We start from the raw sequence: 26,713 nt of genomic DNA on the forward strand, positions 1-26,713 counted from the left end.
CGGCAGTCGGGCAGGTCATTCGATGCTGAACGGGAAGTACTTGTCGTTGATCTTCTTGTAGGTGCCGTCGGCCTTGATTTCCTTCAGGGCGGCGTTCAGCTTCTCACGCAGGGCGTCGCCCTTGCGCACGGCGATGCCGATCTTGTCGCTCTGCTCCACAGGCTCGCCCTTGAACTCGTAGTCCTTGCCGGCTGGCGATTTCAGCCACTCGTAGTTGGCGTACTTGTCGGCCAGGATGCCGTCCAGGCGGCCCGAGGTCAGGTCCAGGTAGGCGTTTTCCTGGGTGTCGTACAGTTTCACCTGCACGTCCGGCATGTTGTCTTCCAGCCAGGTGCCCGACAGGGTGGAGCGCTGGGTGCCGATGATCTTGTCTTTCAGCGCGTCCTTGTCCACCTTGAAGTCGACGTTCTTGGCGGCGATGAACTGCAGCTTGTTGGTGTAGTAGGGGTCGGTGAAGTCAACGGCCTGCTTGCGTTCGTCGGTGATGGACATGGACGAGATCAGGAAGTCGAACTTCTTGGCGTTCAGGGCGGGGATGATGCCGTCCCAGTCGGAGGTGACGATTTCACACTCGACCTTCATCTTGGCGCACAGGGCCTTGCCGATGTCGGCGTCGAAGCCCACGACGTTGCCGCTGGCGTCCTTGCTGTTGAAGGGAGGGTAGGCGGCTTCGATGCCCATCTTCAGGGTGTCGGCCATCACGTTGGCGCTCATCGCCAGGCTGGCGGCAACGGCCAGGATCAATTTTTTGTAAGTCTGCATGCGTGATGCTCCGTTAACGGTTGCTGGACATGAATTGTTTGCAGCGTGCCGACACTGGGTTGTCGAATACTTGATCAGGTGTGCCTTGTTCTTCCACCAGGCCCTGGTGCAGGAACACCACTTCGCTGGACACCTGGCGGGCGAAGCTCATCTCGTGGGTGACCAGCAACATGGTACGGCCTTCTTCGGCCAGGTTGCGGATGACGGTCAGCACTTCCTGGACCATTTCGGGGTCCAGCGCCGAGGTGGGCTCGTCGAACAGGATTACTTTAGGCTGCATGGCCAGGGTGCGCGCGATGGCCGCGCGCTGCTGCTGGCCGCCGGACAGCTGGTTGGGGTACACGTGGCGCTTGTCGGCGATGCCGACCTTGGCCAGCAGCGCCTCGGCAACCTCGATGGCCTCGGCCTTGCTCTGGCCCAGCACGCGGCGCGGCGCCTCGATGATGTTGTCGAGCACGGTCATGTGCGGCCAGAGGTTGAAGTTCTGGAACACGAAGCCGATTTCGCTGCGCATGCGGTTGATCTGGCGGTTGTCGGCCGCCACCAGCTCGCCGTTGCGTGCAGCCTTGAGCTTGAGCTCTTCACCGGCCACGAAGATCTGCCCCTCGTGGGGGTTCTCCAGCAGGTTGGTGCAGCGCAGCAGGGTCGACTTGCCCGAGCCGGACGAGCCCAGGATCGAGATCACGGCGCCTTCCTGGGCGCTCAGCGAAACGCCCTTGAGCACCTCAAGCTGTCCGTAACGTTTGTGCAGGTTGCGGATTTCCAGCGCGGGCGTGGCCTGGGCCATGTGCGGTCCTCATCTATACGGTTGCGTTCCCGCCCTGAAGCGGTGCGCCAAACTAGCATGGCGCCGCCGTTATGGCAGTGGGCACGGGCACGGGGTGTCGCATGGCTGTAGCGGCATGTCGCCGACCAACGCCCATGGGGCCCGCGCGCAAGCGGGTGCGCGTGAAAAAAGGCGCGATGGTGCCAGTTTTGGCCGCCAATGGAAAGTAACCATTCATTAAACCGACCGGTGTGCACTGTGCCCAGTGACGTCCGTTGGTTGCACGTTTTTGTCGTAAAAGGCCATGCCAGGTTGCACCTTTGGTTGCACTTAAATTGTGCATTGGTGTTACCGAAGTCAGTTTTTGGTGCGACATTTCGTCCTGTTATTGTGTAGGCCGGTAACCCTTGGTTACAGGTGTACCGAAATGTCATTTTGATCAAGGGCTTGACCAATAGGGCTCAAAAGGCCGTCCTAGCGCTTTGGCATCACCGGTGAAAGGTTTTGGCGCAATATTTGCGTCAAAAATCCTCAACGGCATGTTGCATTCCCACAACACGGGTAGGTGTAACGCCAATTGCTGGACCGAACGCTATTCTTTGCATAGGTAGTTTTATGAGCAATAAGCACAACCACAACGACCTCGGGTCGGGGCTCAAACAGCGTCACGTCACCATGCTGTCCATCGCCGGCGTTATCGGCGCCGGCTTGTTCGTGGGTTCCGGCCACGCGATCGCCGAGGCCGGCCCTGCCGTGCTGCTGGCCTACGCTGCTGCCGGTACGCTGGTAGTGCTGGTAATGCGCATGCTGGCCGAGATGGCCATCGCGCAACCAGACACCGGTTCGTTCTCCACCTACGCTGACCGCGCCATCGGCCACTGGGCCGGTTTCACCATCGGCTGGCTGTACTGGTGGTTCTGGGTACTGGTAATTCCGCTGGAGGCCAACGCCGCCGCCGGCATCCTGCATGCCTGGTTCCCGGACATCGCCGTGTGGGTGTTCACCCTGCTGATTACCCTGGTGCTGACCGGTACCAACCTGCTCAACGTGAAGAACTACGGTGAATTCGAGTTCTGGTTCGCGTTGATCAAGGTAATCGCCATCATCGGCTTCATCATCCTGGGCGCTGCTGCCGTGTTCGGTTTCGTGCCGGGCAGCCAGGTCAGCGGTGTCAGCCACATCGTCGACACCGTAGGCTTCATGCCCAACGGCCTGGGCGCCGTGGTTGCAGCCATGCTGACCACCATGTTCTCGTTCATGGGTACCGAGATCGTCACCATCGCCGCTGCCGAATCGAAGGATCCGGGCAAGCAGATCACCAAGGCCACCAACTCGGTGATCTGGCGGATCTTCCTGTTCTACCTCGTGTCGATCTTCCTGGTCGTGGCCCTGGTGCCGTGGAACAACCCAAGCCTGCCGGCCATTGGTTCGTACCAGACCGTGCTGAACCTGATCGGTATCCCCAACGCCAAGATGATCGTTGACGTGGTGGTGCTGGTTGCCGTTACCAGCTGCCTGAACTCGGCGCTGTACACCTCCTCGCGCATGCTCTACTCGCTGAGCAAGCGTGGCGATGCGCCGAAGATGGCCCAGCGCACCAGCAAAGGCGGCACCCCGTACTGGGCCGTGCTGCTGTCCACCGCGGCTGCCTTCCTGGCCGTGTTCGCCAACTACGTTGCCCCGGCTGAAGTGTTCGACTTCCTGCTGGCCAGCTCCGGCGCCATCGCGCTGCTGGTGTACCTGGTGATTGCCGTGTCGCAACTGCGCATGCGCAAGCAGCGTGAGCAGAAGGGCGAGAAGGTCGAGTTCAAGATGTGGGCGTTCCCGGTGCTGACCTGGGCGGTGATCGTGTTCATCGTGGGCGTGCTGACCGTGATGGCCATTCGTGTCGACCACCGCATCGAGATCGTCGCCACCGGCCTGCTGACCATTGCCGTGGTTGCGGCAGGCCTGCTGGTTGACCGTCGTCGCAAAGCCCTGCCGCAAGGCCAGGCTGCGTTCGGCAAGTGATGTGCGGTGCTTGCTGACGCGGCTTGCAGCCGCTGCTACAGGTAACCCGTAGCAGCGGCCAAAGGCCGCGTCCAAGGCCCACAAAAAAGCCGCTGCCAGCAATGGCAGCGGCTTTTTTGTGGGTGGCGTTCAGGAGAATTTCACTAACCGGCAGGCATACTGGGCCTTTCAACTCGAACCGTGCCCAGCCCCATGAAGCAGATCAACACCGCGCTCCTCGACGAGCTCACCGCCCGCGCCCAGCAGTCCCCACGCCTGCGCGCCCACCACAACATGCACCCGCAATTGGTCGACCCCACCCAGCGCCTGGCCGTGGCCATGGAGCCGGGCACCTACGTGCGCGCCCACCGCCACCCGCACACCTTCGAGCTGTTGCACTCGCTGCGTGGGCGTTTCGTGGTGCTGCATTTCAATGACGCGGGCGAGGTGACCGACCGCGTGGTGCTGGGCGAAGAGACGAAGATGGTCGAGACCCCGGCTGGCGTCTGGCACGCGGTGTTGTCGCTGGACGAGGGCGCGGTAATTTTCGAAGTGAAGGACGGCGAGTACACGCCGATTCCCGAAGAGGACTACATGCCCTGGACCGTCGCCGAGGGCGAGCCTGGCATGGAGGCGATCATCGCCTGGTACGCCACCGCCCAGGTCGGCGACCGCTTCCAGTCTTGAAACCGCGTTGCCGGAATCCTACACGGTGCGTGGTACGAGCCGGCCTTGGCCGCGCTGCAGCGGCCCTGTAGCAGCTGCCGAAGGCGGCGTCCGGGCTCGCCGCGGCGCCTTGGACCCGGCCTGTGGCCGCTGCTACGGTATCAGGCAGCCTGGGGCTGGATGTGCAGGTTGCCGTCGATGTCCTTCACCAGGCCGCTGGCCAGGAACAGCGGCACCAGGCGCTTGTGCAGCTCTGGCTCGACGAAGCCCTTGATGGCGGCCAGGTCCAGGATCGCGCCGTTGCCCAGCTCGGTCTTGGTGTACGACAGCCAGGCCTTTTTCAGCACCAGCAGCACGTCGCTGCCGGCGGTCAGCGCGTAGCGGCGGTTCAGCGCCTGGCCTTCGAGGTTGAAGGTGTGCTGGAACTCGTAGCCGGTTTCATCGCCACTGCTGGCCAGGCAACGCACGCAGGTGCACGTGCCGTCGCCAAAGGCGGCGCGCAGGTAGCTGTTGAAATCGGTGACGGGCTTGAGCGACAAGCGCTTGTCTACTTCAAACAGGTCCCCGGTCATTTTTTCCTGGGTGCTCATGGTCAATTCCTCGTCGTTCGGTTGCACAGGCGGTGCACGATACCAGCCGAAGACGGGGAGTGCTGCCAAACATTAGTACATCAGGGTGAACAGGCCCTTGCCGCCTACCTTGTAGTTCAGGTCGTGGGGGCGCTCGCCCATGGGCTTGGCGCCGCTGCCGCCGACGATCTTGTAGGGCGCGATATTCTTCGCCACCAGGGTGTTGGCCGTCACCACGGCGCCGCGGCCGATGCGCACGCTGTGGCCGATCAGGGCGCGGGTGGCGATCCAGGCGTAGTCGTCGATGTGGATGGGCCCCGACACCGACCAGAACTCGGGGGCGGTAAGGTCATGGCTGCCGGCGATGATCAGCACATGGGAGGCGATGGCCACGTGGTCGCCGATGATCAGCCCGGCGCGCGCGTCGATCTGGCAGTGCCAGGCAATCACGCTGTCGTTGCCGATGACCAGGTTTTCCACGCCCAGCACTTCGGTGTTGCGCCAGATGGTCGAGCCCTTGCCGATCTTCGCACCCCCTAGACGCAGCCAGGCCAGGCGCACGTTGTGGCTGGGGATCTTGTTGATGATGATGTTGTAGGTCTGCTCCCACACCCGCAGCCAGCGGTCCTTGAGGGTCGCCCAGTTCTTGCCGTAGCGCGGCACCAGGGTGGTGGGGATATCCTGCCGCAGGCGCTGGTACAGGCGCTTGGCCAGGGGGTCGTCGATGGTGGTCTCGATATTCACCGAGCAGATGCTGTAGCGCGCCTGCTCACCTTCGCCCTCGGCGAACAGCACGTTGTTGCTCATGCCCCATTGGTAAACCGCTTTCAGCCGGTCGAGGGTGACGCCCAGTTCCTCGGCCAGCGAGGGCAAGCGTTCGGGGAGGTCGGTAGAGTGGAAGATGCGATGTTTCATGCCTGACAGTCCTTTGGGCGCCCACCAGTGGTCGTTTGATGAGGGCAGGCGATCCTGCCTCATGTTTGGGGTCCATCAGCAGCCAATGCGGAGCGGTAATGGCAAAGGGCCAAACAGCGGCAATCTTAGCCCAGAACGGGGCCTGGTGCCGCCCACCGTGTGTCGGCATTTATACGAGATCGAAGAATCGCAGACAACAAAAAACCCGCACTAGGCGGGTTTCTTGTGGCTTTCAGGTACTGCATGCACCACCTGAAAGCGGAAGGTGGTGCCCAGAGACGGAGTCGAACCGCCGACACGAGGATTTTCAATCCTCTGCTCTACCGACTGAGCTATCTGGGCAACGGGGCGCATTAAAAGGCTTTTTCGACCTTGCGTCAAGCACGATCGCAAAAAATTTTTAATTAATTCCTCCGCTTACGTTTTTCCGGGCTCATTCGCTCGGCGGCACGTAGCCTTCGGCCTGGGCGTAATCCTCGCCGCTGAAGAACTTGTCCATTTCGCCCTGCAGGTATTTGCGGTCTTCGGCGTTCATCATGTTCAGGCGCTTCTCGTTGATCAGCAGCGTCTGGTGCTTCTGCCAGTCGGCCCAGGCCTTCTGCGAAACGTGTTCGAAGATGTCCTGGCCCTTGGCACCCGGGTAGGGCGGGCGCTCAAGGCCTGGCAGCTCTTCTTTGTACTTGCGGCACATTACGGTGCGGGTCATGACAACTCTCCTGCATTCAAGGCATCGGCCGCGCGTTTCAGCAGCTTCTTCACCGGGGCGGCAAGGCCCAGGCGCGGCGGGGTGGCGAGGTTATACCAGAGCCAGTCGGCCTCGGCCACGTGGTGGGCCGACTCTTCGACGTGCACCAGCCACGGCGCGATGGCCAGCTGGAAGTGGCTGAAGGTGTGCGTCAGCGGCTCCAGGGCCTTGGGCGCCGCCATCACCAGGGCGTGCTGGGCGGTGAGGTGCTCGATGTCCTCGTAGCGGTCCAGCTCGGGCAGGCTCCACAGCCCGCCCCACAGGCCGCTGGACGGCCTGCGGTAAAGCAGGATGGCGCCCTCGCGGTTCATCAGCAGGGGCATCAGCGTGTGCTTGAGCGGCACGGCCTTCTTCGGCTTGGGCACCGGGTAGCGAATCTCCAGGCCCAGCATGTGCGCCTGGCAGCCCTTTTCCAGTGGGCACAGCAGGCAGCTGGGCTTGGTGCGGGTGCACAGGGTGGCGCCCAGGTCCATCATCGCCTGGGTGTAGTTGTTCACCCGGGTGTGCGGGGTGTAGCGCTCGGCGTTGGCCCACAACTGCCTGGCCACCTTGGGTTCGCCGGGGTAGCCCTCTTGCGCGGTGTAGCGTGCCAGCACGCGCTTGACGTTGCCGTCCAGGATAGGCGCGCGCAGGCCCATGCTGATGCTGGCGATGGCGCCGGCAGTGGACAGGCCGATGCCGGGCAGTTCGGTCAGTTTTTCAACGTCGCGGGGGAATTCGCCGCCGTACTGCTCGACGACGATCTTCGCGGTCTTCTGCAGGTTGCGCGCGCGGGTGTAGTAGCCCAGCCCGGTCCACAGGTGCAGCACTTCGTCTTCGGGCGCCTCGGCCAGTGCCTGGACCGTGGGCAGCGAGGCCATGAAGCGGTCGAAGTAGTTCAGCACGGTGCTGACCTGGGTCTGCTGCAGCATGATCTCCGACACCCACACCCGGTAGGGGGTGATGCCCTGTTGCCAGGGCAGGTCGTGACGGCCGTTGCGGTCGAACCATTCCAGTACTGCGGTGGAAAATTGCTCTGGGTTCATCGTTTGAACAGACCTTTCAGCGTGTTTTTCAGCTCGGGGCTGACCTTGTCGCCGAATTTTTCTTCCAGTTTTTCGGTGATCCTGTCGCCGGCAACCTTGGCAGCTACCTTGCCCATGCCTTCGCGGTCGATACGGCAGGCCTTGGCCCCCAGTTCGATCGGGCCGCGGCAGCGCAGTGGCCATTCAATGCCGGCGAAACGTTCGTTGACCTGGCAGGCGGGGTCGGGCATGTCGCTCTTGTCGCCGTCCACCACCACGCCCACCTTGTAGTCCATGCCCAGCACGCGCAGGTCGATGTCGCCGTCGCCGTTCACGGTAATGCCGGGGATGCGCACCTTCAGGTCCTGGTTGCTGGCCACGCCGTTGCGCACCACCACGCTGCCCTTGAGTTCCTGGAAGGGCGTGTCCTTGCCGCGCGGGATGCTGCTCAGCTCCTTGCGGTTGAGGGTGGCGATGCCCTGGCACACCTGCTGTTCCAGGTTGGCGTTGACCAGCACGCCGTCGGTGAGGGCGAAGTTGGCGGTGCCGTTGAGGCTGTCGATCAGCGCCTTCTGGCTGTTGCCGGTGCCGGTCAGGTTGCTGTTGAGGGTCATCAGGCCGCGCACGGGGGCGGCCTTGCCGTCCTTGCCCTTGATGAAGTGCTCCACCGGCACCTTGTTCAGCTGGGTCTGCAGCGCCACCAGCGGTTTGTCCGGGCGCACGTCGAGGCTGCCCTTGGTGCTGAAGGTGCCGTCGTAGAGCCCGCCGGACAGGTTTTCCAGGGTGATCAGGCCGCCCTTGCCCTGGGCCTTGAGGCTGGCGTCGTCGATGGGCCACTGGTGCAGGGTGAGCTGGCCGAAGCTCAGGTCAGCGGCCAGCTCAAGCTTGCGCAGGCGTTCCACCGGCAGCAGCGTGTCGTTGCTCCAGGCGCCCTGGGTGGGGGCGCTGGGCAGCGGGCTGTCGCCGCCGCCACCGATGGCCGTGGCCTCGGTGGTCTTGACCTCGGCGTCGCGCGCTGCGCCGGCGCTGGAGGCTTCGGCACTGGTGGGTTTCAGGTAGCGGTCGGCGTTGAACGTGTCGCCCTTGAGCTGCACGGTGATGGCTTGTTTGGCGAAGTCGGTCACCGCCAGGCTGCCGACCAGGCTGCTGCCGTCCAGCTTCACCGCCAGGTTGTTCAGCGCCAGGCTGTTGGGCGTGCCTTCCAGGCGGGTGACCATCTCGAATTGGGTCAGGCTGCCATCGGCCATGGCCGGCAGGGTCTGGTTGAGGCCGGCCATGAACGCGCGCAGGTCCATCTGGGCGATGGAAATGCCGCCGCTGACCTTGGGCTCGGTGCCCAGGTCGCGGGCGTTCAGCTCGCCCAGCGCACGCAGCTGGTTGAACGACAGCTTCAGGTTGCTCCAGTCGGCCACGTTGGCGCCCAGGTCGACGTTCAGGTTGCCCTGGGCCGAATAGGTCACGGTCTTGCCTTGCAGCGGGTCGCCGCTGGCTTCGCCGGCCACTTTCATGTCGCTGAACTGGTAGCGCTTCAGCGCGCGTTCCATGCGCAGCTCGCCATTGATTTCGGTGCGCGCGCGCAGGTTGGGCTGGTTGGTGCCCAGGAAGGCGGTGAGCTTGACCGGAATGTCGATGCCGTCATGCACCGCGCCGGTGCTCAGCTGGATGCTCTCGGCGCTCAGCTCGCGGCCGCTCTTGGCGTCGCTGTAATGCACGCGGGCGTTGTTCACGGTGAGGCTGTCGATGTCCAGTTTCACAGGGCGGTCGGCCTTGTCCGGGGCGCCCTGGGTGTCGGCGGCGGGGTTGGCGATGTTGGGGTTCACCACCTCGCCGGGCGCAGGCGCCTTGGGCAGCGGCTTGCCGATGTCCTGCCAGTTGCCGTGGCCGTTTTCGTCGCGGGTCAGGGTCAGGCTCAGGCCTTCCACGCGCACGTCGCTCATCTGCACTTCACGGCGCAGCAGCGGCAGCACGCGCACCGACAGGCCCAGCATCTGCAGGTCGGCGAACGGCGTGGTGGGGTTCTGCAAGGTGGCGATGCTGGCGTCGTGCAGCTCCAGGCCCAGCCAGGGGAACAGGCTCCAGCCGATGTCGCCATTGAGGGTCAGCTCGACGTGGGCCTTGTCGCGGGCCAGCTTGCGGATCTCGTCTTTGTAGTCGTTGGGATCGAAGAAGTGGGTCACGGCGAAACCGAGCGCCACAATGATCAGCAACAGCCCGAGAATACACAGCCCCAGGATTTTGCCGAACGCTTTCATGGGCGAGTCCTTGTAGTGTCGAATTCAAATTTAGCCCGCGAGTATAGCGCCACGGGCCAGGCGGCAGGGTAACCGAGTGGGCAAGTGGGGATTTGCCGCCGGGCGTACCTGTTTCAGCATATTTCTACACCCGGCTGGCTGAACGAGCAGCGCAGTTTCGGCGCAAAAAGCGATATCAGATTGCTTCTACTGTAACCATCCGATGGTAATCTTTCGCCGTTCACCGGTCAGGTTGCGGCTTTTTGTCGCGAAAAACCTGCAGCTGCCGATAAAACGATCGAACGCCAGCGTGCTTCAAGGTCGTGGGCGGCCAAGAGGGCCGTGGACCATAAAAAAATCAAAGGGGTACAACAATGAGCAGCACCATTACTGCTGGGGGAGTCGCGGCCGAACGGCCGGCGTTCTTCTCCAAGGAACGCATCATCGCCAAGCCGGGGTTCAACCGCTGGCTGGTGCCACCGGCCGCCCTGGCCATTCACCTGTGCATCGGCATGGCCTATGGCTTCTCGGTGTTCTGGCTGCCACTGTCCAAGGCCATCGGCATCACGGCGGCCACCGCCTGCCCGGCCGACATGGGCTTTTTCGACCAGGTGTTCTCGTCCACCTGTGACTGGCCGATCTCCATGCTCGGCTGGATCTACACCCTGTTCTTCATCTTCCTGGGCTGCTCGGCGGCTATCTGGGGCGGTTGGCTGGAACACGCCGGGCCACGCAAGGCCGGCACCGTGTCGGCCATCTGCTGGTGCGGCGGCCTGCTGATTTCGGCGCTGGGCGTGTACACCCACCAGATCGCGCTGATGTGGCTGGGCTCCGGGGTAATCGGCGGTATTGGCCTGGGCCTGGGCTATATCTCGCCGGTATCGACCCTGATCAAGTGGTTCCCGGACAAGCGCGGCATGGCCACCGGCATGGCGATCATGGGCTTCGGCGGCGGCGCCATGGTGGGCGCGCCCCTGGCGGCGGCACTGATGAGCCACTTCGCTACCCCTGGCAGCGTCGGCGTGTGGCAGAGCTTCGTGGCCATGGCGGCGATCTACTTCGTGTTCATGCTCGGCGGTGCGCTGTCGTACCGCGTGCCGCCTACCGGCTGGAAGCCCGAGGGCTGGACCGCGCCGGTCAAGAAAGCCAGCAACGCGATGATCACCCACCGCCATGTGCACGTCAGCGTGGCGTGGAAAACCCCGCAGTTCGCCCTGGTGTGGCTGGTGCTGTGCCTGAACGTGTCCGCCGGCATCGGCATCCTCGGCATGGCCTCGCCGCTGTTGCAGGAAGTGTTCGGCGGCAAGCTGCTGGGCCTGGACCTGACCTTCAGCCAGCTCAGCGCGGCGCAACTGGCCCAGATCGGCGCCATTGCCGCCGGTTTCACCGGCCTGCTCAGCCTGTTCAACATTGGCGGGCGCTTCTTCTGGGCCTCGTGCTCGGACTTCATTGGCCGCAAGAACACCTACTTCGTGTTCTTCGCCCTGGGCGTGGCGCTGTACGCGCTGGTGCCGAACCTCGGCCACCTGGGCAACATCGCCCTGTTCGTGGCGGCGTTCTGCGTGGTGCTGTCCATGTACGGCGGCGGTTTCGCCACCGTGCCGGCGTACCTGGCCGACCTGTTCGGCACGCAAATGGTCGGTGCCATCCACGGCCGCCTGCTGACCGCCTGGGCCGCTGCCGGCGTGCTGGGCCCGGTGCTGGTGAACTACCTGCGCGAGTACCAGCTGAGCATCGGCGTGGAACGCGCCGCGGCCTACGACATCACCCTGTACATCCTCGCCGGCCTGCTGGTGTTGGGTTTCCTCTGCAACGCACTGGTGCGGCCGGTGGCCGACAAGCACTTCATGACTGAAGCGCAGCTGGCCGCCGAGCAGGCGCTGGGCCATGACAAGGGCGCCGACGCCAGCACCGTGCTGGAGTGGAAAGCCGCGCCGGGCAGCAAGCCGCTGGCCGTGCTGGCCTGGCTGGTGGTGGGTATTCCACTGGCATGGGGCGTGATCGTGACCCTGCAGAAAACCGCCGTGCTGTTCCACTGATACATCTTCAGGCCCCCTGAAGGGCGCCTGAACCTGTGGGAGCTGGCTTGCCAGCGAGCTTTTAAAGCCTGAAAAGCTCGCTGGCAAGCCAGCTCCCACAAACGCACCGGTCAGTTCATGTCAGCCTTTTGTTTCTGTTTGGCGCCCGCCCGGCCTATAATGTCTGCCTTTTTCGCCCAATGATTTTGCGGAGCTGGTGATGGCCGAACGTAAGGCGTCCGTCGAGCGCAACACTCTGGAAACCCAGATCAAAGCCTCGATCAACCTGGATGGCACCGGAAAGGCCCGATTCGATATCGGGGTACCCTTCCTTGAACACATGCTCGATCAGATCGCCCGTCACGGGCTGATCGACCTGGACATCGAGTGCAAGGGCGACCTGCATATCGACGACCACCATACCGTCGAGGACGTGGGTATCACCCTGGGCCAGGCGTTCAACCAGGCCATCGGCGACAAGAAAGGCATCTTCCGCTACGGCCACGCCTACGTGCCGTTGGACGAAGCGCTGTCGCGCGTGGTCATCGACTTCTCCGGCCGCCCAGGCCTGCAGATGCACGTGCCCTACACCCGCGCCTCCGTCGGCGGCTTCGACGTTGACCTGTTCCAGGAATTCTTCCAGGGCTTCGTCAACCACGCCAACGTCACCCTGCACATCGACAACCTGCGTGGGCACAACACCCACCACCAGATCGAGACCGTGTTCAAGGCGTTCGGCCGCGCACTGCGCATGGCCATCACCCTGGACGAGCGCATGGCCGGGCAAATGCCTTCCACCAAAGGTTGCCTGTAATGCAGACGGTAGCGGTTATCGACTATGGCATGGGCAACCTGCACTCGGTGGCCAAGGCCCTGGAGCACGTGGGTGCCGGCAAGGTCCTGATCACCAGCGACGCCGCGGTGATCCGCGAGGCCGACCGCGTGGTGTTCCCCGGCGTGGGCGCGATTCGCGACTGCATGGCCGAGATCAAGCGCCTGGGCTTCGACGCCCTGGTGCGTGAAGTCAGCCTGGACCGCCCGTTCCTGGGCATCTGCGTGGGCATGCAGGCCCTGCTGGACCACAGCGAAGAGAACGACGGCGTCGACTGCATCGGCCTGTTCCCCGGCAACGTGAAGTTCTTCGGCAAGGACCTGCACGAAGACGGCGCGCACCTGAAGGTGCCGCACATGGGCTGGAACGAAGTCACCCAGAGCGTCGACCACCCGCTGTGGCACAACATTCCGGACCTGGCGCGTTTCTACTTCGTGCACAGCTACTACATCGCCGCCGCCAAGGCTGGCCAGGTAGTGGGCCGTGGGCACTACGGCGTCGATTTCGCCGCCGCGCTGGCCGAAGGTTCGCGCTTTGCCGTGCAGTTCCACCCGGAGAAGAGCCATACCCATGGCCTGCAGCTGCTGCAGAACTTCGCCGCCTGGGACGGCCGCTGGTAATGAGCAAGAAGAAGCCGCCGATCCTCACGCTCACCCCCGAGCAGGAAAACGAAGCCACCACGAAGATCAAGCGCTTCATGGAGGACCGTTTCGAACTGGACCTGGGGTCGTTCGAGGCGGCGGAGATTCTTGAGCTGTTTACCCGTGAAATTGCTCCGCACTATTACAACAGGGCGATTTTCGATGTTCAGGCGCACCTCAAGGAGCGTTTCGAGAGCATTGAAAGCGACCTGTGGGCGCTCGAGAAAAACTGATCTCGAGCATCGCTGAAAAATCGAATTGAAGGTTTGCCAGATGCTGATTATCCCCGCTATCGATCTCAAAGACGGTGCCTGCGTACGTCTGCGCCAGGGCCGCATGGAAGATTCCACAGTGTTCTCCGATGACCCGGTGAGCATGGCTGCCAAGTGGGTGGAGGGCGGCTGCCGCCGTCTGCATCTGGTCGACCTGAACGGCGCCTTCGAAGGCCAGCCGGTCAACGGCGAAGTGGTCACCGCCATCGCCAAGCGCTACCCCAACCTGCCGATCCAGATCGGCGGCGGCATCCGCTCGCTGGAAACCATCGAGCACTACGTCAAGGCCGGCGTCAGCTACGTGATCATCGGCACCAAGGCCGTGAAAGAGCCCGAGTTCGTGGCCGAGGCCTGCAAGGCCTTCCCGGGCAAGGTCATCGTCGGCCTGGACGCCAAGGACGGTTTCGTCGCCACCGACGGCTGGGCTGAAGTGAGCAGCGTGCAGGTCATCGACCTGGCCAAGCGCTTCGAAGCCGATGGCGTCAGCGCCATCGTCTACACCGACATCGCCAAGGACGGCATGATGCAGGGCTGCAACGTGCCGTTCACCGCTGCCCTGGCTGCCGCTACCAAGATCCCGGTCATCGCCTCCGGCGGCATCCACAACCTGGGTGACATCAAGGCCCTGCTGGACGCCAAGGCCCCTGGCATCATTGGCGCCATCACTGGCCGTGCCATCTACGAAGGCACCCTGGACGTCGCCGAAGCCCAGGCGTTCTGCGATTCCTACAAAGGCTGAGGACTGACCCATGGCGCTGGCCAAACGCATCATCCCTTGCCTGGACGTGGACAACGGCCGCGTGGTCAAGGGCGTGAAGTTCGAGAACATCCGCGACGCCGGTGACCCGGTGGAAATCGCCCGTCGCTACGACGAGCAGGGCGCGGACGAAATCACCTTCCTGGACATCACCGCCAGCGTCGACGGCCGTGATACCACCCTGCACACCGTCGAGCGCATGGCCAGCCAGGTGTTCATCCCGCTGACCGTGGGCGGTGGCGTGCGCACCGTGCAGGACATCCGCAACCTGCTCAACGCTGGTGCCGACAAGGTGTCGATCAACACTGCGGCGGTGTTCAACCCCGAATTCGTCGGTGAAGCCGCGCAGCACTTCGGTTCCCAGTGCATCGTGGTGGCCATCGACGCCAAGAAGGTCTCCGGCCCGGGCGAAACCCCGCGCTGGGAGATCTTCACCCACGGCGGCCGCAAGCCTACCGGCCTGGACGCCGTCGAATGGGCGATGAAGATGGAAGGCCTGGGCGCCGGCGAAATCCTGCTGACCAGCATGGACCAGGACGGCATGAAGAACGGCTTCGACCTGGGCGTCACCCGCGCCATCAGCGACGCGCTGGGCATTCCGGTGATAGCCTCGGGCGGTGTCGGCAACCTGCAGCACCTGGCCGACGGCGTGCTTGAAGGCCACGCCAGCGCCGTGCTGGCGGCCAGCATCTTCCACTTCGGCGAATACACCGTGCCGGAAGCGAAGGCGTTCATGGCCAAGCAGGGCATCGTCGTCCGCTGATACTGGCTGTGGGAGCTGGCTTGCCAGCGAGCTTTTGGGGTCTCCAACAGCTCGCTGGCAAGCCAGCTCCCACAGGTTTAACGATTTGTGGGTAATGGCAAATTGCCTTAGTGTTGCATTCGACAGCCATGGATTTGGGGCTCGACTCTCATGAAGCGTTTTGCATTCGCCTTTCTCGCCAGTGTCAGCCTGTCGTTTGCCCTGGGCGCCCGCGCCGAGGTGCCAGCCGACTACTCCATGGTGTTGCTGACCGAGAACTTCCCGCCGTACAACATGGCCGCCAACGGCAAGAACTTCGCCCGGGAAGAGAACATCCAGGGCATCGCCGCCGACGTGGTGCGCGAGATGTTCAAGCGCGCCGAAATCCCCTACAGCATGACCCTGCGTTTCCCCTGGGACCGCATCTACAAGCTGACCATGCAAAGCCCCGGCTACGGCGTGTTCGTCACTGCGCGGCTGCCCGAGCGCGAGCAGGCGTTCAAGTGGGTGGGCCCCATCGGGCCTGACGACTGGATTCTGCTGGCGCGTGCCGACAGCAAGCTCAAGCTCGACAGCCTGGCCCAGGCCCGGCGCCTGAAGATAGGCGCGTACAAGGGCGACGCTATCGCCGAGACCCTGACCCGCGAGGGCATGCACCCGGTGATCGCCCTGCGTGACCAGGACAACGCCCAGAAGCTGCTGGATGGCGAGATCGACGTGTGGGCCACCGGTGACCCGGCCGGGCGCTACCTGGCGCGGCTGGAAGGGGTGAACGGGCTCAAGACGGTGTTGCGCTTCAACAGCGCGCAGCTGTACCTGGCGCTGAACAAGGACACCCCGGACGAGGTGGTGGCGCGCCTGCAGAAGGCGCTGGACCAGATGCGCAGCGAAGGCATCGTCGACGACATCATGTCCCGTTACCTTTAACCCCGCCCCGTAGCAGCTGCCGAAGGCTGCGTCCGTGCCCATCATTGCGGTGCGCCGGGACGCAGCCTTCGGCAGCTGCTACATCCTGTGGGAGCTGGCTTGCCAGCGAGCTGTTGGGGCCTTAAAAGCTCGCTGGCAAGCCAGCTCCCACAAGACAGTTGCTGCTACGGGACGGGTGTTGGAGCGGGTGCTGGCGCTGGCGCTGGAGCCGGGGTATAGGTGCCCCCCTTGCCATGCGCCGGCATCGCCCGGTTCGAGCGCACGGCAATCATCTGCCGCACCGGAATCCAGTCGATGCCCTGGCCCTTGAGGTCAGGCAGCTCGCGGGCCAGCACGTCCATGGTCACCGGGTAAGGGTGGCCGATCACTACCACCGAGCCGAACTTCTGCGCATGGGCAATGGCCGTGTGCAGCTGCTTGGCCACGGCCTCGGGGGTGCGCACGTCATCCAGGAAGACGTCCCGCGACACGTGCGCCAGGCCGATCTCCTGGGCCTTGGCCGCGGCCACGGTGGCGGCGCTGGTGCGGCTGTCGACGAAGAACAGGTTGCGCTGCTGCAGCTCGCCCATGAGCATGGCCATGGCCTCGGGCTGCGAGGTCATCTTGCTGCCTTCGTGGTTGTTCATGCCGGCAGCGTAGGGCACGGCCTTGAGCGCCGCCTGCAGGCGCGTGCGCAGTTCGTCCATGGGCAGGTCGGGGTGCCAGGCGAACGGCCCGGTGGCCGGGTCCATGGGCATGTGCACGATCACCGTCTTGCCGGCCTTGTGCGCCTCGCGGGCGAAGTCGGCGGCGTGCGGGGTGTCGGGCATCACCGCCAGGGTGACCGGGCCTGGCAGCGCCAGGGCGCGACGGTCCCGCGGCAGGTTCTGCCCCAGGTCGTCGATGATCAGCGTGAAGTAGGCCTTGCGGGGCTTGGCGTCGCTGCTGCCCGGCGTGGCGTGGGCCAGGCCGGACAGGCAGCACAACAGGGCGAGGAATACAGCGCGTAGAGGCATCACTTGTTACGGGTGACGCTCAGGCCCTTGAGCAGCGACAGCGCCTGGCTCAACTGGAAGTCGCCGTCCTGCGGGCGGGCCTTCTGCTTGCCGATCGGCGCCTGGCCGGACGGGCGATCCTTGCCGCCGTTGCCATTGCCCAGGTGACCCTGCAGGTCGGCTTCCTTGAAGTTCTCGTTGTCGGCGGTGTCGTTGGTGACCTTGCCCTGGCGCACGGTCACGTCAGGCACGATGCCCTGGGCCTGAATGGAACGGCCGTTGGGCGTGTAGTACAGCGCCGTGGTGATCTTCAGCGCGCGGTCATTGTTGAGCGGCAGCACGGTCTGCACCGAGCCCTTGCCGAAGCTGTCGGTGCCCATCAGCACGCCACGCTTGTGGTCCTGCAGGGCGCCGGCGACGATTTCCGAGGCCGAGGCGCTGCCGCCGTTGATCAGCACCACCAGCGGCACGCCGTCGCTTTCGTCGTGGCCGGTGGCCGAGAAGCGCAGTTCCGAGTTGGCGATGCGGCCCTTGGTGTACACAATCAGGCCGCTGCTGATGAAGTGGTCCACCACTTCCACGGCCGCCTGCAGCACGCCGCCGGGGTTGTTGCGCAGGTCCAGCACCAGGCCGTTGAGCTTCTTGCCGTTGTCCTTGCGCAGCTTGGCCAGGGCCTTGGAGACTTCCTCGCCGGTCTTGACCTGGAATTGGGTGATGCGGATGTAGCCGTAGCCGTCTTCGAGCAGCTGCGCCTTCACGCTCTTGACCTGGATGACCGCGCGGGCCAGGGTCACGTCGAACGGGTTGCCGCCGTTGCGCACCAGGGTCAGGGTGATTTTCTCGCCGATCTTGCCGCGCATCTTGTCCACGGCCTCGGTCATGGACTGGCCGCGGGTGGGCTGGCCGTTGATCTTCACGATCAGGTCGCCGGCCTCGATGCCGGCGCGGGTGGCCGGGGTGTCGTCGATGGGCGATACCACCTTGATCACGCCGTCTTCTGCGCCCACTTCAATGCCCAGGCCGCCGAATTCGCCGCTGGTGCTTTCCTGCAGCTCCTGGAAGTCTTCCGGGCCCAGGTAGGCAGAGTGCGGGTCAAGGTTGCTGAGCATGCCCTTGATGGCGTTTTCCAGCAGGGTCTTGTCGTCCACCGGCTCCACGTAGGCGGCCTTGATGCGGTCCATCACCTCGGCGAAGGTGCGCAACTCGTCCAGCGGCAGCGGTGCCTTGGCCGGGTCGGCGGCGGCCGCGGCGGGTGCCGGGGCGGTCGTGGTGGTGGCGGCCAGGTGCGCAGGCTCCGCCGCACGGGCGAGGGGGGCGCCGATCACCACGGCGATCGTCAGGGCCAGCGAGGTAAGGCGGGGCAAGTGCAGCATGACGAACGAACTCCTGATTCTGGTTTTGCGCCTTTCGGGGCATTGGCGCGCCGTCATTCACGACGGCCTTGACGCCCTTGTTGTGGTGCCGACTTCAGCCGCGGCACCATTGCGAAGGATCGCTGGGGCGACCTTGCTGGCGAACGGCAAAATACAATGCCGAGGTGTCCTGCCCACCACTATTGCCAACCGTCGAGATAGCCTCGCCGGCCTTCACGACATCACCGGCGCCCTTGAGCAGGCTCTGGTTATGCCCGTACAACGTCAGGTAGCCATCGCCGTGGTCGAGAATCACCAGCAGCCCGGCACCGCGCAGCCAATCGGCGAACACCACCCGGCCGCCATGCACGGCATGCACCTGGGTGCCGGCCGGTGCACTGATCATGACACCATCCCACTTGGTGCGGGCGTCATCACCGCGAGTTTCACCAAAGCGTGCCAACAATCGACCATCGACAGGCCACGGAAGTTTGCCCCGGCCTGCAGCAAACGGCCCGCCGTAGCTGGCGCCGCCACTGGAGACTAGTGCACCCGGCGTGGTTTTGGCACGTTTTGGCGTGTCATCGGCCTTGGCCTGGGCGTTTTCACGCTGGCGCTGCTTCTCGGCCTCCTGGGCCGCCAGCAGGGCTTTCTGCCGTGCTTCCTCGGCTTCGCGGGCCTGGCGGGCCAGGGTTTCCTCGATGGTCTTGAGCACCTTGGCCAGGTCTTCCTGGTCCTGCTGGCGCGCGGAAAGCTTCTGGTCCTGCTGCTTGTAGCTGTCGTTGAGCTTGGCCAAGGCGGCCTGGCGCTCCTTGCGGACCTTGTCCAGGTCCTGGCGCTGGCTGTCCAGGCTGCTTTGCTGGGCCAGCAACGCCGCCTGCTGGCCGGCGATGTCCTGTTCGACATTGGCCAGCTGGCGCAGGGTCTCGTTGAACTGCTTGAGCTGCGCCATGCGCGCGGTGCTCATGTAGTCGTAATAGGTCAGCGTCCGGGCGAATTTCTCCGGATTCTGCTGGTTGAGCAACAGCTTGAGGTATTCCTGGCGGCCGCCCTGGTAGGCAGCGCGGGCCTGGATGGCGATCAGGCGCTGTTGTTCAGTCTTGCTTTGCTGGAGTTGATCTTTTTGCTGGGCTAGGCGATCCAGCTCGCCTTGGGTCTTTTTTAGTTCCGTTTGCAGGGCCTCCACCTGCTTCTCCAGCTTGCCCATCTGCGTTTCAGTTCCGCGCAGGTCTTTCTGCACGCCGTTCTTTTGTTCCTGTACCTGGCTGAGTTGTTTTTTCAGCTCGGCGATGTCCTGCTTGGTGGCGTCCAACTGCTGTTGGGTTTGCTCACGGTCGTCGGCGTAGGCCGTACTCAGCAGGCCGGCTAGGGCTAGGGCTATCAGTGCACGAAGCATGGGGGTGGGCGATACCAGTGTGGAGACGGGCCTAGTATGCCCGCCGCGGCTTGCAAAAAAAACGTCCGTGCGGCAACTGCCGGTCGTTTCATCCAGGGCGCGGGGGCAGGGCGCTGGCACCGGCCCCCGCGCAGTGAGCTTAGTCGTCTACCAGAATCGAGTGGCCAGTCATTTCCTCAGGCTTGGCCATGTTCAGCAGGTGCAGCATGGTCGGCGCCACGTCGGCCAGCACGCCGCCTTCGCGCACGTGCACCTTGCGCTTGCCGACGTAGATGAACGGCACCGGCTCCGTGGTGTGCGCGGTGTGCGCCTGGCCGGTGGACTCGTCTTCCATCTGCTCGCAGTTGCCGTGGTCGGCGGTGATCAGCGCTTCGCCGCCGACCTTGTCCAGGGCTTCGACGATGCGGCCCACGCAGGTGTCCAGGCATTCCACGGCCTTCACCGCGGCTTCCATGATGCCGCTGTGGCCGACCATGTCGCCGTTGGCGTAGTTGACCACGATCACGTCGAAGCGCTGGTGTTCGATGGCGTCGACGATCTTGTCGGTGACCTCGGGGGCGCTCATTTCCGGCTGCAGGTCATAGGTGGCGACCTTTGGCGACGGGATCAGGATGCGCTCTTCGCCCGGGAACGGCTCTTCGCGGCCGCCGGAGAAGAAGAAGGTCACGTGGGCGTATTTCTCGGTCTCGGCGATGCGCAGCTGGGTCTTGCCGTTGTTGGCCAGGTATTCGCCCAGCACGTTGTGCAGGCTACCGGCGGCGAAGGCGGCCGGGGCCGGGATTTTCACCGAGTACTGGGTCAGGCCCACGAAGCCGGCCAGCTTGGGCTGGCGCTTGCGCGGGAAGTCGGCGAAGTTGTCCTCGACGAACACGCGGGTGATCTCCCGGGCGCGGTCGGCGCGGAAGTTCATGAACACCACGGCGTCGCCGTCTTCCACCTGCACCTGGTCGCCAATGCGCGTGGCCTTGACGAATTCGTCGTTCTCGCCGCGCTCGTAGGCAGCGTTGAGGCCGTCCACGGCGGTGGCGGCGGTGAATTCGCTGGTGCCGTCGACAATCAGCTCATAGGCCGCGCTGACGCGGTCCCAGCGGTTGTCGCGGTCCATGGCAAAGTAGCGCCCGATGATGGTGGCCGTGCGGCCCTTGCCCAGGCGGGCGAAGGTCTTGTCCATCAGCTCCAGCGGCGCCTCGGCGCTTTTGGGCGGGGTGTCGCGGCCGTCGAGGAAGGCGTGCAGGTAGATCTTCTCGGCGCCACGCTGGGCGGCCAGCTCGGCCATGGCCACGATGTGGTCCTGGTGGCTGTGCACGCCGCCGTCCGACAGCAGGCCCAGGATGTGCACGGCCTTGCCCGCGCCGACGGCCTTGTCCACGGCGGCGCAGATGGTCGGGTTCTCGAAGAACTCGCCGTCACGAATGGCCTTGGTCACGCGGGTGAAGTCCTGATACACCACGCGGCCGGCGCCCAGGTTCATGTGGCCGACCTCGGAATTGCCCATCTGACCGTCGGGCAGGCCCACGTCCATGCCTGAACCGGAGATCAGGCCATTGGGCATGGTCTGGGTCAGGCGGTCCAGCGTGGGCTTCTTCGCCGAATAGACAGCATTGTATTCGTGGCTTTCGCTGTGACCGAAACCATCCAGGATGATCAGGACCAAAGGTTTAGGCGTGGTTGTCATAGATCCACTCGCGGCTATGTCAGATGGAAAAGGAGAAGCGTATTTTAGGGCATAGACGCCAAGGCTTGCGAATAACCTTCATCAATCGCACTTATGAAGCACAGACAAGGCCCTTGCGCCGGCGGTTCCGTGAAGGTTGCGCCCGGCGGGCTTTGGCCGACTTTGACGGCTGTGTATACTGGCCGACATTTTAACGCCCTGGAACCTGCTGATGGCCGATCACCTGCTTCAATTCGCCACAAATCACTATCTGCTCGTCGGCGCTTTCGCCATCCTGCTGATCATGCTGCTTGCGCTGGAAGCCAGCCGTGGCGGCAAGAGCCTGAGCCCGCGTGAACTGACCGCACTGGTCAATGCCGAGCAGGCCGTGGTCATCGACATCCGCGCCAAGAAAGACTACGCCAGCGGCCACATCGTCGGCGCCCTGAACATTCCCCAGGACAAGCTGGCCTCGCGCATGGCCGAGCTGGAAAAGCACAAGGGCAAGACCCTGATCATCGTCGACAGCCTGGGCCAGCACGCCGGTACTACCGCGCGCGAGCTGCTGAAGGCGGGCTATACCGCGGCCAAACTGTCAGGTGGTGTTTCCAGCTGGCGCGCTGACAATCTTCCACTGGTAAAGTGAAATGAGCCACGTCGTCGTCTACTCCAGCGATTGGTGCCCCTACTGCATGCGGGCCAAGGCCCTGCTGGAAAGCAAGGGCGTTGCCTTCGAAGAAATCCGCGTCGACGGCCAGCCACAAGTGCGCGCCGCCATGGCCCAGAAGGCCGGGCGCACCTCGGTCCCGCAAATCTGGATCGGCGAGCAGCACGTCGGCGGCTGTGACGACCTGTACGCACTGGAGCGCGCCGGCAAGCTCGACGCGCTGCTCAAGGCCTGAATTCAAACCACGTTACGACCTTAATGTAAGAAGGATCTGCGATGACTGATCAACCGAACAACGGCGCGGCAAACGACGAAGCCAACGCCCCGCAATTCTCCCTGCAGCGCATCTACGTGCGTGACCTGTCGTTCGAAGCGCCGAAAAGCCCGGCCATCTTCCGCCAGCAGTGGGAGCCAAGCGTTGCCCTGGACCTGAACACTCGCCAGAAGGCGCTGGAAGAAGGTTTCCACGAGGTCGTGCTGACCCTGTCGGTCACCGTCAAGAACGGCGAGGAAGTTGCCTTCATCGCTGAAGTGCAGCAGGCCGGTATCTTCCTGATCAAGAACCTGGACGACGCCTCCCTGAGCCACACCCTGGGTGCCTTCTGCCCGAACATCCTGTTCCCGTACGCGCGCGAAACCCTGGACAGCCTGGTTGTCCGTGGCTCGTTCCCGGCGCTGATGCTGGCCCCGGTCAACTTCGACGCCCTGTACGCGCAAGAGCTGCAACGCATGCAGGAAGCCGGCGACGCGCCGAAGCCTTCGCTGCAGTAAGGCTTGCCGCAACGAAAAAGCGCCCCTCGGGGCGCTTTTTTGTGGCTACAAGGTCAGGCAAAGCCCAACTGGCGCCACGCCTCGTACACCGCGATGGCCACGGTGTTCGACAGGTTCAGGCTGCGGCAGCCTTCACGCATCGGCAGGCGCAGGCGTTGGTCGCTGCCCAGCGGGTCCAGCACCTCGGGCGGCAGGCCGCGGCTTTCCGGGCCGAACAGGAAGGCGTCGCCGTCGGCGAAGCTCACCTCGTGGAACGGCTTGGAGCCCTTGGTGGTGAACGCGAACAGCCGCGGGTTGCCCAGGCTTTCCAGGCAGCTGGCAAGGTCGGCGTGGCGCTTGAGCGTGGCGTACTCGTGGTAGTCCAGGCCGGCGCGGCGCAGGCGCTTGTCATCGAGCTCGAAGCCGATCGGTTCGATCAAGTGCAGGTGGCAGCCACTGTTGGCGCACAGCCGTATAATGTTGCCTGTATTGGGCGGTATCTCTGGTTGAAAAAGGATGACGTGAAACATGCACGGCTCCGAACTGAAAGACGGGCAGCATTCTACCCCTGAACCGGACCCGCGTCCGAGCCTGTTCCCGCGGGTGATGTTCTCGTTGGCGATCATCGGCCTGATGGTAGGGCTGATGATCGGCAAGCTCACCAACCCCGAAGTGCTGGAACTGGTGAAAATCGAGCCACAACCGGCGGCGCTGGTGTTCTGGTTCACGGGCGAACCCAAGGTGCAGACCACCACGGTGGACGGGGCGCTGGTGGTGCAATTCGAGGCCCACGGCCTGACCCGCAACGGCCAGGTGGATATCAACGGCAAGAAGGCCAACTGGCGCACCCAGCCAGGCGAGAACGGCCTGTTGCTGAACGTGGTGGCGGCGCGGCCCTTGCACGGTGATATCAGTGGGGAAGAAGAGGATGGGCGCTGGAGGCTGAAGCTCAGCCTCCGGGAGGAATAAAAGAGGGAATCCCCGGCCTGCCTGTACCAAGGTCCCCAAAACGGGAGGGGGCGCAACGCTCGTCGAGTGCTGCGCGCCCCGTTGTAAAGAAGGGGAATCCCCGGCCTGCCTGTACCAAGGTCCCCAAAACGGGTGTGGGACCGCAACCCTCGTCGAGTGCTGCGCGTCCCGGCTGTAAAGAAGGGTTCCCCGGCCTGCCTGTACCAAGGACCCCAAAACTGGGCGTATGTTTCTGTTCCTGCACTTACTACATTGCAGAGCGCGTGCCAGCTTTTGAAAAAATGCGCTCATGATGTTGCGAATTTGTGATTCGGCGGCCGCAAGCCTTGTATTTCGCGGGTTTGGCGATGAATGGCAATTTTCGGCGAGGTGTTTTTCAGGCCATTTTTGCTGGATCCAAGGGCAAAAACGCCTTGCGGCGGTGCACGCCAGGGCCACCATGCACAACCCCGTAGCAGCTGCCGAAGGCTGCGTCCGGGCGCAATACCGGGTTGGCTGGGGACGCAGCCTTCGGCAGCTGCTACGGGTAAAAAAAAACCGCCAGGGTCGCTGGCGGTTTTTTTTGCTGTAACGGGGTGGGTCAGGCGTCGTCGCCTTCGTCTTCGTCGCCGCCATCCACCTTCATGCCCAGTTCCTTGATCTTGCGGGTCAAGGTGTTGCGGCCCCAGCCCAGCAGCACGGCGGCGTCGCGGCGGCGGCCGGCGGTGTGCTTGAGGGCGGTCTCGATCATGATGCGCTCGAAGCTCGGCACGGCGCTGTCCAGCAGGCTGGACTGGCCACGGGCCAGGGCCTGGTCGGCCCATTGGCGCAGGGCCTGCTCCCAGTTGGTCACCGGTGCTGCGTCCTGCGGCAGGCTCAGCAGCTCGGGTGGCAGGTCGCCGATGTGCACTTCACGGCCCGAGGCCATCACGGTGATCCAGCGGCAGGTGTTCTCCAGCTGGCGCACGTTGCCGGGCCACGGCAGGTTCTTCAGGTATTCCTCGGTCTCGGCCTTCAGCAGCTTGGGCTCCACGGCCAGCTCCTGGGCGGCGCGGCTGAGGAAGTGCTTGGCCAGGGTCGGGATGTCTTCACGGCGGTCCGACAGGCGCGGAATGTGGATGCGGATCACGTTCAGGCGGTGGAACAAGTCCTCGCGGAACTTGCCGGCGTGCACCAGGGTTTCCAGGTTCTGGTGGGTGGCGGCAATGATGCGCACGTCGACCTTCACCGGGGTGTGGCCGCCCACGCGGTAGAACTCGCCGTCGGCCAGCACGCGCAGCAGGCGGGTCTGGGTGTCGGCCGGCATGTCGCCGATCTCGTCGAGGAACAGCGTGCCGCCGTCGGCCTGCTCGAAGCGGCCGCGGCGCAGGTTGGCAGCGCCGGTGAACGCGCCTTTCTCATGGCCGAACAGCTCGGACTCCATCAGGTCCTTGGGAATGGCGGCCATGTTCAGGGCAATGAACGGCGACGCCGCGCGCGGGCTGTGACGGTGCAGGGCGTGGGCGACCAGCTCTTTACCGGTACCCGACTCACCGTTGATCAGCACGGTGATGTTGGAATGGCTGAGGCGGCCGATGGCGCGGAAGACTTCCTGCATGGCCGGCGCTTCGCCGATGATTTCCGGCGTGCGGGTCAGCGTCGGCACTTCGGTCAGGCCTTGTTGCTCCTGGGCGTGCTGGTTGGCGCGCTTGACCAGGGCCACGGCCTCGTCCACGTCGAACGGCTTGGGCAGGTATTCGAACGCACCGCCCTGGTACGACGCCACGGCGCTGTCCAGGTCCGAATGGGCGGTCATGATGATGACCGGCAGGCGCGGGTGCGACTCGCGAATGCGCGCCAGCAGGTCCAGGCCACTGGCGCCGGGCATGCGGATGTCGGAGATGATCACGTCCGGCTGCTGGCGGGCCAGGCGGCTCATGACGCCATCGGCACTGTCGAAGCTCTGGGTGGTCATGCCTTCCTGCTGCAAGGCCTTTTCCAGCACCCAACGGATGGAACGGTCGTCATCGACGATCCAGACAGTTTCACTACGACTCATGACGAAGCGGCTCCTTGTTCCAGCGGCAGGAAGATCGAGAAAGTGGTGTGGCCGGGGTGGCTTTCACACTCGATCAGCCCCTGGTGCTGGCTGATGATGTTCTGGGTAATGGCAAGGCCAAGGCCTGTACCGTCCGGGCGCCCGCTGACCATCGGGTAGAAGATGGTCTCCTGGAGCTCGGCCGGTATACCGGGTCCGTTGTCGGTAATTTCGATTTTGGTCACCAGCCGGTGGCGGGTGTGGCCAATGGTGAACTGGCGCATGGTGCGCGTGCGCAGGCTGATGCGGCCCAGGCGCAACTCGTTCTGGCCGCTGATGGCCTGCATGGCGTTGCGCACGATATTGAGCACGGCCTGGATCATCTGCTCGCGGTCGATCAATACGTCGGGAATGCTGGGGTCGTAGTCGCGCACCAGGGTGATGCCGCCCTGGGCTTCTGCTTCCACCAGGCTGGACACACGCTCCAGTACCTCGTGCACGTTGGTCATGGCCAGCGACGGCAGCTTGTTGGAACCGAGCATGCGGTCCACCAGGTTGCGCAGGCGGTCGGCCTCTTCAATGATGACGTTGGTGTAGTCCTTCAGGCTTTCCTCGGGCAGCTCCCGGGCCAGCAGCTGCGCGGCGCCACGGATGCCGCCCAGCGGGTTCTTGATCTCGTGGGCCAGGCCGCGCACCAGCATCTTGGTGGTTTCCTGCTTGGACAGCTGGGCCTCTTCCTTGGTGATGCGCAGCAGCCGGTCACGGGGGTGCACTTCGAGCAGCAGCAGGGTCTGGCCGTTGTTGAGAATCGGCGTTACCGCGTAGTCCACGGTCAGGGTCTGGCCGGTGAGCGCGGTGAGCATGGCCTCGCGCTTGGTGAACGGGTGGGCCTGTTCCACGGCCTGGCGCAGGGAATTGAGGGCCTCGGCCGACTCGGTGAACAGCTCGCTGATGAACTGCCCATGGCTGCGCTGGCCGCTGATGGCCAGGAGCATTTCGGCGGCCGGGTTCATGTACTCCAGGCGCAGCTCGGCGTTGAGCAGGATGGTGGCAGTGGTCAGGTTGTCCAGAAGCAGTCGGTGCAGTGCATCACTGATGGTCATTAGCTGTCGTTGACCT

At 64.0% G+C, this 26,713-nt stretch carries 27 protein-coding genes and 1 tRNA gene; 13 read left to right on the plus strand and 15 right to left on the minus strand.

Annotation, left to right across the window (positions count from 1 at the left end; all coding sequences use genetic code 11):
* Positions 1-15: 15 nt before the first annotated feature.
* Both AC0J42_RS01860 and AC0J42_RS01865 read right to left on the minus strand, forming a co-directional pair.
* Positions 16-762 (minus strand): ABC transporter substrate-binding protein, encoded by a 747-nt coding sequence (locus AC0J42_RS01860; RefSeq protein ID WP_416421974.1) that lies wholly within the window; start codon positions 760-762, stop codon positions 16-18.
* A 13-nt stretch (positions 763-775) separates the two neighbouring features.
* Positions 776-1,549 carry an ABC transporter ATP-binding protein gene (locus AC0J42_RS01865; RefSeq protein WP_473005118.1) on the minus strand — a complete coding sequence of 258 codons (774 nt, stop codon included), beginning with the start codon at positions 1,547-1,549 and terminating at the stop codon, positions 776-778.
* A 594-nt stretch (positions 1,550-2,143) separates the two neighbouring features.
* On the opposite strand from AC0J42_RS01865, the gene gabP reads away from it, so the two are divergent.
* Positions 2,144-3,538, plus strand: a complete 1,395-nt coding sequence (gene gabP, locus AC0J42_RS01870) for a GABA permease (RefSeq protein ID WP_473005119.1) — start codon at positions 2,144-2,146, stop codon at positions 3,536-3,538.
* Between the two features lie 192 nt (positions 3,539-3,730).
* Positions 3,731-4,204, plus strand: a complete 474-nt coding sequence (locus AC0J42_RS01875) for a WbuC family cupin fold metalloprotein (RefSeq protein ID WP_473005120.1) — start codon at positions 3,731-3,733, stop codon at positions 4,202-4,204.
* Between the two features lie 140 nt (positions 4,205-4,344).
* On the opposite strand, the gene AC0J42_RS01880 is transcribed toward AC0J42_RS01875, so the two are convergent.
* The 6 genes from AC0J42_RS01880 to AC0J42_RS01905 form a co-directional block, all read right to left on the minus strand.
* Positions 4,345-4,773: a hypothetical protein gene (locus tag AC0J42_RS01880; protein ID WP_416421979.1), complete on the minus strand. Its 429-nt coding sequence runs from the start codon at positions 4,771-4,773 to the stop codon at positions 4,345-4,347.
* A 72-nt stretch (positions 4,774-4,845) separates the two neighbouring features.
* Positions 4,846-5,667 carry an acyltransferase gene (locus tag AC0J42_RS01885; RefSeq protein ID WP_416421980.1) on the minus strand — a complete coding sequence of 274 codons (822 nt, stop codon included), beginning with the start codon at positions 5,665-5,667 and terminating at the stop codon, positions 4,846-4,848.
* Between the two features lie 266 nt (positions 5,668-5,933).
* Positions 5,934-6,009 (minus strand) — tRNA-Phe (locus AC0J42_RS01890).
* A 91-nt stretch (positions 6,010-6,100) separates the two neighbouring features.
* Positions 6,101-6,373 carry an oxidative damage protection protein gene (locus AC0J42_RS01895; RefSeq protein WP_008367870.1) on the minus strand — a complete coding sequence of 91 codons (273 nt, stop codon included), beginning with the start codon at positions 6,371-6,373 and terminating at the stop codon, positions 6,101-6,103.
* Complete coding sequence (gene mutY / locus AC0J42_RS01900; protein ID WP_473005121.1) at positions 6,370-7,437, minus strand: A/G-specific adenine glycosylase; 1,068 nt, start codon at positions 7,435-7,437, stop codon at positions 6,370-6,372. The genes AC0J42_RS01895 and mutY overlap by 4 nt, the downstream gene beginning before the upstream one ends.
* Positions 7,434-9,668, minus strand: a complete 2,235-nt coding sequence (locus AC0J42_RS01905; RefSeq protein ID WP_473005122.1) for an AsmA family protein — start codon at positions 9,666-9,668, stop codon at positions 7,434-7,436. Before AC0J42_RS01905 ends, mutY begins: the two co-directional genes overlap by 4 nt.
* Positions 9,669-10,021: 353 nt before the next feature.
* Here AC0J42_RS01905 and AC0J42_RS01910 point away from each other — a divergent pair, with 353 nt between their 5' ends.
* From AC0J42_RS01910 to AC0J42_RS01940, 7 genes are all read left to right on the plus strand, one after another.
* Complete coding sequence (locus tag AC0J42_RS01910) at positions 10,022-11,686, plus strand: OFA family MFS transporter (RefSeq protein ID WP_416421983.1); 1,665 nt, start codon at positions 10,022-10,024, stop codon at positions 11,684-11,686.
* A gap of 199 nt (positions 11,687-11,885) precedes the next feature.
* Positions 11,886-12,479 carry an imidazoleglycerol-phosphate dehydratase HisB gene (gene hisB, locus AC0J42_RS01915; RefSeq protein ID WP_008367877.1) on the plus strand — a complete coding sequence of 198 codons (594 nt, stop codon included), beginning with the start codon at positions 11,886-11,888 and terminating at the stop codon, positions 12,477-12,479.
* Positions 12,479-13,117, plus strand: coding sequence for an imidazole glycerol phosphate synthase subunit HisH (gene hisH, locus AC0J42_RS01920; protein ID WP_416421984.1), 639 nt, complete (start codon positions 12,479-12,481; stop codon positions 13,115-13,117). The genes hisB and hisH overlap by 1 nt, the downstream gene beginning before the upstream one ends.
* The gene (locus tag AC0J42_RS01925; RefSeq protein WP_416421985.1) at positions 13,117-13,371 is read left to right on the plus strand and encodes a DUF2164 domain-containing protein; all 255 of its coding nucleotides are present in this window, start codon (positions 13,117-13,119) and stop codon (positions 13,369-13,371) included. Before hisH ends, AC0J42_RS01925 begins: the two co-directional genes overlap by 1 nt.
* Positions 13,372-13,411: 40 nt before the next feature.
* Positions 13,412-14,149, plus strand: a complete 738-nt coding sequence (hisA, locus tag AC0J42_RS01930) for a 1-(5-phosphoribosyl)-5-[(5-phosphoribosylamino)methylideneamino]imidazole-4-carboxamide isomerase (RefSeq protein WP_416421986.1) — start codon at positions 13,412-13,414, stop codon at positions 14,147-14,149.
* 10 nt (positions 14,150-14,159) lie between these two features.
* Positions 14,160-14,930 carry an imidazole glycerol phosphate synthase subunit HisF gene (gene hisF / locus AC0J42_RS01935; RefSeq protein WP_416421987.1) on the plus strand — a complete coding sequence of 257 codons (771 nt, stop codon included), beginning with the start codon at positions 14,160-14,162 and terminating at the stop codon, positions 14,928-14,930.
* Positions 14,931-15,080: 150 nt separating this feature from the next.
* Positions 15,081-15,836 (plus strand): substrate-binding periplasmic protein, encoded by a 756-nt coding sequence (locus tag AC0J42_RS01940; RefSeq protein ID WP_473005123.1) that lies wholly within the window; start codon positions 15,081-15,083, stop codon positions 15,834-15,836.
* 164 nt (positions 15,837-16,000) lie between these two features.
* Here the strand turns inward: AC0J42_RS01940 and AC0J42_RS01945 are convergent, their stop codons facing one another.
* From AC0J42_RS01945 to gpmI, 4 genes are all read right to left on the minus strand, one after another.
* Entirely contained in the window at positions 16,001-16,831 is an 831-nt protein-coding gene (locus tag AC0J42_RS01945; protein WP_473005124.1) for a divergent polysaccharide deacetylase family protein, read from the minus strand.
* Positions 16,831-18,183: a S41 family peptidase gene (locus tag AC0J42_RS01950; RefSeq protein ID WP_416421990.1), complete on the minus strand. Its 1,353-nt coding sequence runs from the start codon at positions 18,181-18,183 to the stop codon at positions 16,831-16,833. The genes AC0J42_RS01945 and AC0J42_RS01950 overlap by 1 nt, the downstream gene beginning before the upstream one ends.
* Positions 18,184-18,277: 94 nt before the next feature.
* On the minus strand, positions 18,278-19,558 hold the full coding sequence (locus tag AC0J42_RS01955) for a murein hydrolase activator EnvC family protein (RefSeq protein WP_473005125.1): 1,281 nt from the start codon (positions 19,556-19,558) through the stop codon (positions 18,278-18,280).
* 139 nt (positions 19,559-19,697) lie between these two features.
* Positions 19,698-21,233: a 2,3-bisphosphoglycerate-independent phosphoglycerate mutase gene (gene gpmI, locus AC0J42_RS01960; protein WP_473005126.1), complete on the minus strand. Its 1,536-nt coding sequence runs from the start codon at positions 21,231-21,233 to the stop codon at positions 19,698-19,700.
* Positions 21,234-21,444: 211 nt separating this feature from the next.
* Between gpmI and AC0J42_RS01965 the strand changes: the two genes are divergently transcribed.
* Genes AC0J42_RS01965 through secB form a run of 3 tightly spaced genes read left to right on the plus strand, consistent with a single transcriptional unit; the run spans position 21,445 to position 22,650 of the window.
* On the plus strand, positions 21,445-21,858 hold the full coding sequence (locus AC0J42_RS01965) for a rhodanese-like domain-containing protein (protein ID WP_416421993.1): 414 nt from the start codon (positions 21,445-21,447) through the stop codon (positions 21,856-21,858).
* Between the two features lies 1 nt (position 21,859).
* On the plus strand, positions 21,860-22,114 hold the full coding sequence (gene grxC, locus AC0J42_RS01970; protein ID WP_416421994.1) for a glutaredoxin 3: 255 nt from the start codon (positions 21,860-21,862) through the stop codon (positions 22,112-22,114).
* Positions 22,115-22,155: 41 nt separating this feature from the next.
* Complete coding sequence (secB, locus tag AC0J42_RS01975) at positions 22,156-22,650, plus strand: protein-export chaperone SecB (RefSeq protein WP_416421995.1); 495 nt, start codon at positions 22,156-22,158, stop codon at positions 22,648-22,650.
* Positions 22,651-22,703: 53 nt separating this feature from the next.
* Here the strand turns inward: secB and trmL are convergent, their stop codons facing one another.
* Positions 22,704-23,159: a tRNA (uridine(34)/cytosine(34)/5-carboxymethylaminomethyluridine(34)-2'-O)-methyltransferase TrmL gene (gene trmL, locus AC0J42_RS01980; RefSeq protein ID WP_008367899.1), complete on the minus strand. Its 456-nt coding sequence runs from the start codon at positions 23,157-23,159 to the stop codon at positions 22,704-22,706.
* Here trmL and AC0J42_RS01985 point away from each other — a divergent pair.
* The gene (locus AC0J42_RS01985) at positions 23,158-23,598 is read left to right on the plus strand and encodes a hypothetical protein (RefSeq protein WP_416421996.1); all 441 of its coding nucleotides are present in this window, start codon (positions 23,158-23,160) and stop codon (positions 23,596-23,598) included. The two genes, trmL and AC0J42_RS01985, sit on opposite strands and share 2 nt — an antisense overlap.
* Before the next feature lie 580 nt (positions 23,599-24,178).
* Here AC0J42_RS01985 and ntrC read toward each other — a convergent pair.
* On the minus strand, positions 24,179-25,615 hold the full coding sequence (gene ntrC, locus AC0J42_RS01990; RefSeq protein ID WP_416421997.1) for a nitrogen regulation protein NR(I): 1,437 nt from the start codon (positions 25,613-25,615) through the stop codon (positions 24,179-24,181).
* Positions 25,612-26,697, minus strand: a complete 1,086-nt coding sequence (gene glnL, locus AC0J42_RS01995) for a nitrogen regulation protein NR(II) (RefSeq protein ID WP_416421998.1) — start codon at positions 26,695-26,697, stop codon at positions 25,612-25,614. Before glnL ends, ntrC begins: the two co-directional genes overlap by 4 nt.
* Between the last annotated feature and the right edge of the window lie 16 nt (positions 26,698-26,713).

Source organism: Pseudomonas sp. Tav-5-1A (assembly GCF_055755055.1).

Excerpts from the sequence above, each read along its gene's own strand:
- secB (WP_416421995.1), top strand. The coding sequence starts at position 22,156 with ATGACTGATCAACCGAACAACGGCGCGGCAAACGACGAAGCCAACGCC.
- AC0J42_RS01865 (WP_473005118.1), bottom strand. The coding sequence starts at position 1,549 with ATGGCCCAGGCCACGCCCGCGCTGGAAATCCGCAACCTGCACAAACGT.
- AC0J42_RS01905 (WP_473005122.1), bottom strand. The coding sequence starts at position 9,668 with ATGAAAGCGTTCGGCAAAATCCTGGGGCTGTGTATTCTCGGGCTGTTG.
- AC0J42_RS01925 (WP_416421985.1), top strand. The coding sequence starts at position 13,117 with ATGAGCAAGAAGAAGCCGCCGATCCTCACGCTCACCCCCGAGCAGGAA.
- grxC (WP_416421994.1), top strand. The coding sequence starts at position 21,860 with ATGAGCCACGTCGTCGTCTACTCCAGCGATTGGTGCCCCTACTGCATG.
- AC0J42_RS01965 (WP_416421993.1), top strand. The coding sequence starts at position 21,445 with ATGGCCGATCACCTGCTTCAATTCGCCACAAATCACTATCTGCTCGTC.
- gabP (WP_473005119.1), top strand. The coding sequence starts at position 2,144 with ATGAGCAATAAGCACAACCACAACGACCTCGGGTCGGGGCTCAAACAG.
- glnL (WP_416421998.1), bottom strand. The coding sequence starts at position 26,697 with ATGACCATCAGTGATGCACTGCACCGACTGCTTCTGGACAACCTGACC.
- hisF (WP_416421987.1), top strand. The coding sequence starts at position 14,160 with ATGGCGCTGGCCAAACGCATCATCCCTTGCCTGGACGTGGACAACGGC.
- hisA (WP_416421986.1), top strand. The coding sequence starts at position 13,412 with ATGCTGATTATCCCCGCTATCGATCTCAAAGACGGTGCCTGCGTACGT.
- AC0J42_RS01860 (WP_416421974.1), bottom strand. The coding sequence starts at position 762 with ATGCAGACTTACAAAAAATTGATCCTGGCCGTTGCCGCCAGCCTGGCG.
- AC0J42_RS01955 (WP_473005125.1), bottom strand. The coding sequence starts at position 19,558 with ATGCTTCGTGCACTGATAGCCCTAGCCCTAGCCGGCCTGCTGAGTACG.
- AC0J42_RS01950 (WP_416421990.1), bottom strand. The coding sequence starts at position 18,183 with ATGCTGCACTTGCCCCGCCTTACCTCGCTGGCCCTGACGATCGCCGTG.
- AC0J42_RS01985 (WP_416421996.1), top strand. The coding sequence starts at position 23,158 with ATGCACGGCTCCGAACTGAAAGACGGGCAGCATTCTACCCCTGAACCG.
- mutY (WP_473005121.1), bottom strand. The coding sequence starts at position 7,437 with ATGAACCCAGAGCAATTTTCCACCGCAGTACTGGAATGGTTCGACCGC.
- ntrC (WP_416421997.1), bottom strand. The coding sequence starts at position 25,615 with ATGAGTCGTAGTGAAACTGTCTGGATCGTCGATGACGACCGTTCCATC.
- AC0J42_RS01895 (WP_008367870.1), bottom strand. The coding sequence starts at position 6,373 with ATGACCCGCACCGTAATGTGCCGCAAGTACAAAGAAGAGCTGCCAGGC.
- AC0J42_RS01875 (WP_473005120.1), top strand. The coding sequence starts at position 3,731 with ATGAAGCAGATCAACACCGCGCTCCTCGACGAGCTCACCGCCCGCGCC.
- AC0J42_RS01940 (WP_473005123.1), top strand. The coding sequence starts at position 15,081 with ATGAAGCGTTTTGCATTCGCCTTTCTCGCCAGTGTCAGCCTGTCGTTT.
- AC0J42_RS01945 (WP_473005124.1), bottom strand. The coding sequence starts at position 16,831 with ATGCCTCTACGCGCTGTATTCCTCGCCCTGTTGTGCTGCCTGTCCGGC.
- AC0J42_RS01910 (WP_416421983.1), top strand. The coding sequence starts at position 10,022 with ATGAGCAGCACCATTACTGCTGGGGGAGTCGCGGCCGAACGGCCGGCG.
- AC0J42_RS01885 (WP_416421980.1), bottom strand. The coding sequence starts at position 5,667 with ATGAAACATCGCATCTTCCACTCTACCGACCTCCCCGAACGCTTGCCC.
- gpmI (WP_473005126.1), bottom strand. The coding sequence starts at position 21,233 with ATGACAACCACGCCTAAACCTTTGGTCCTGATCATCCTGGATGGTTTC.
- hisH (WP_416421984.1), top strand. The coding sequence starts at position 12,479 with ATGCAGACGGTAGCGGTTATCGACTATGGCATGGGCAACCTGCACTCG.
- AC0J42_RS01880 (WP_416421979.1), bottom strand. The coding sequence starts at position 4,773 with ATGAGCACCCAGGAAAAAATGACCGGGGACCTGTTTGAAGTAGACAAG.
- hisB (WP_008367877.1), top strand. The coding sequence starts at position 11,886 with ATGGCCGAACGTAAGGCGTCCGTCGAGCGCAACACTCTGGAAACCCAG.
- trmL (WP_008367899.1), bottom strand. The coding sequence starts at position 23,159 with ATGTTTCACGTCATCCTTTTTCAACCAGAGATACCGCCCAATACAGGC.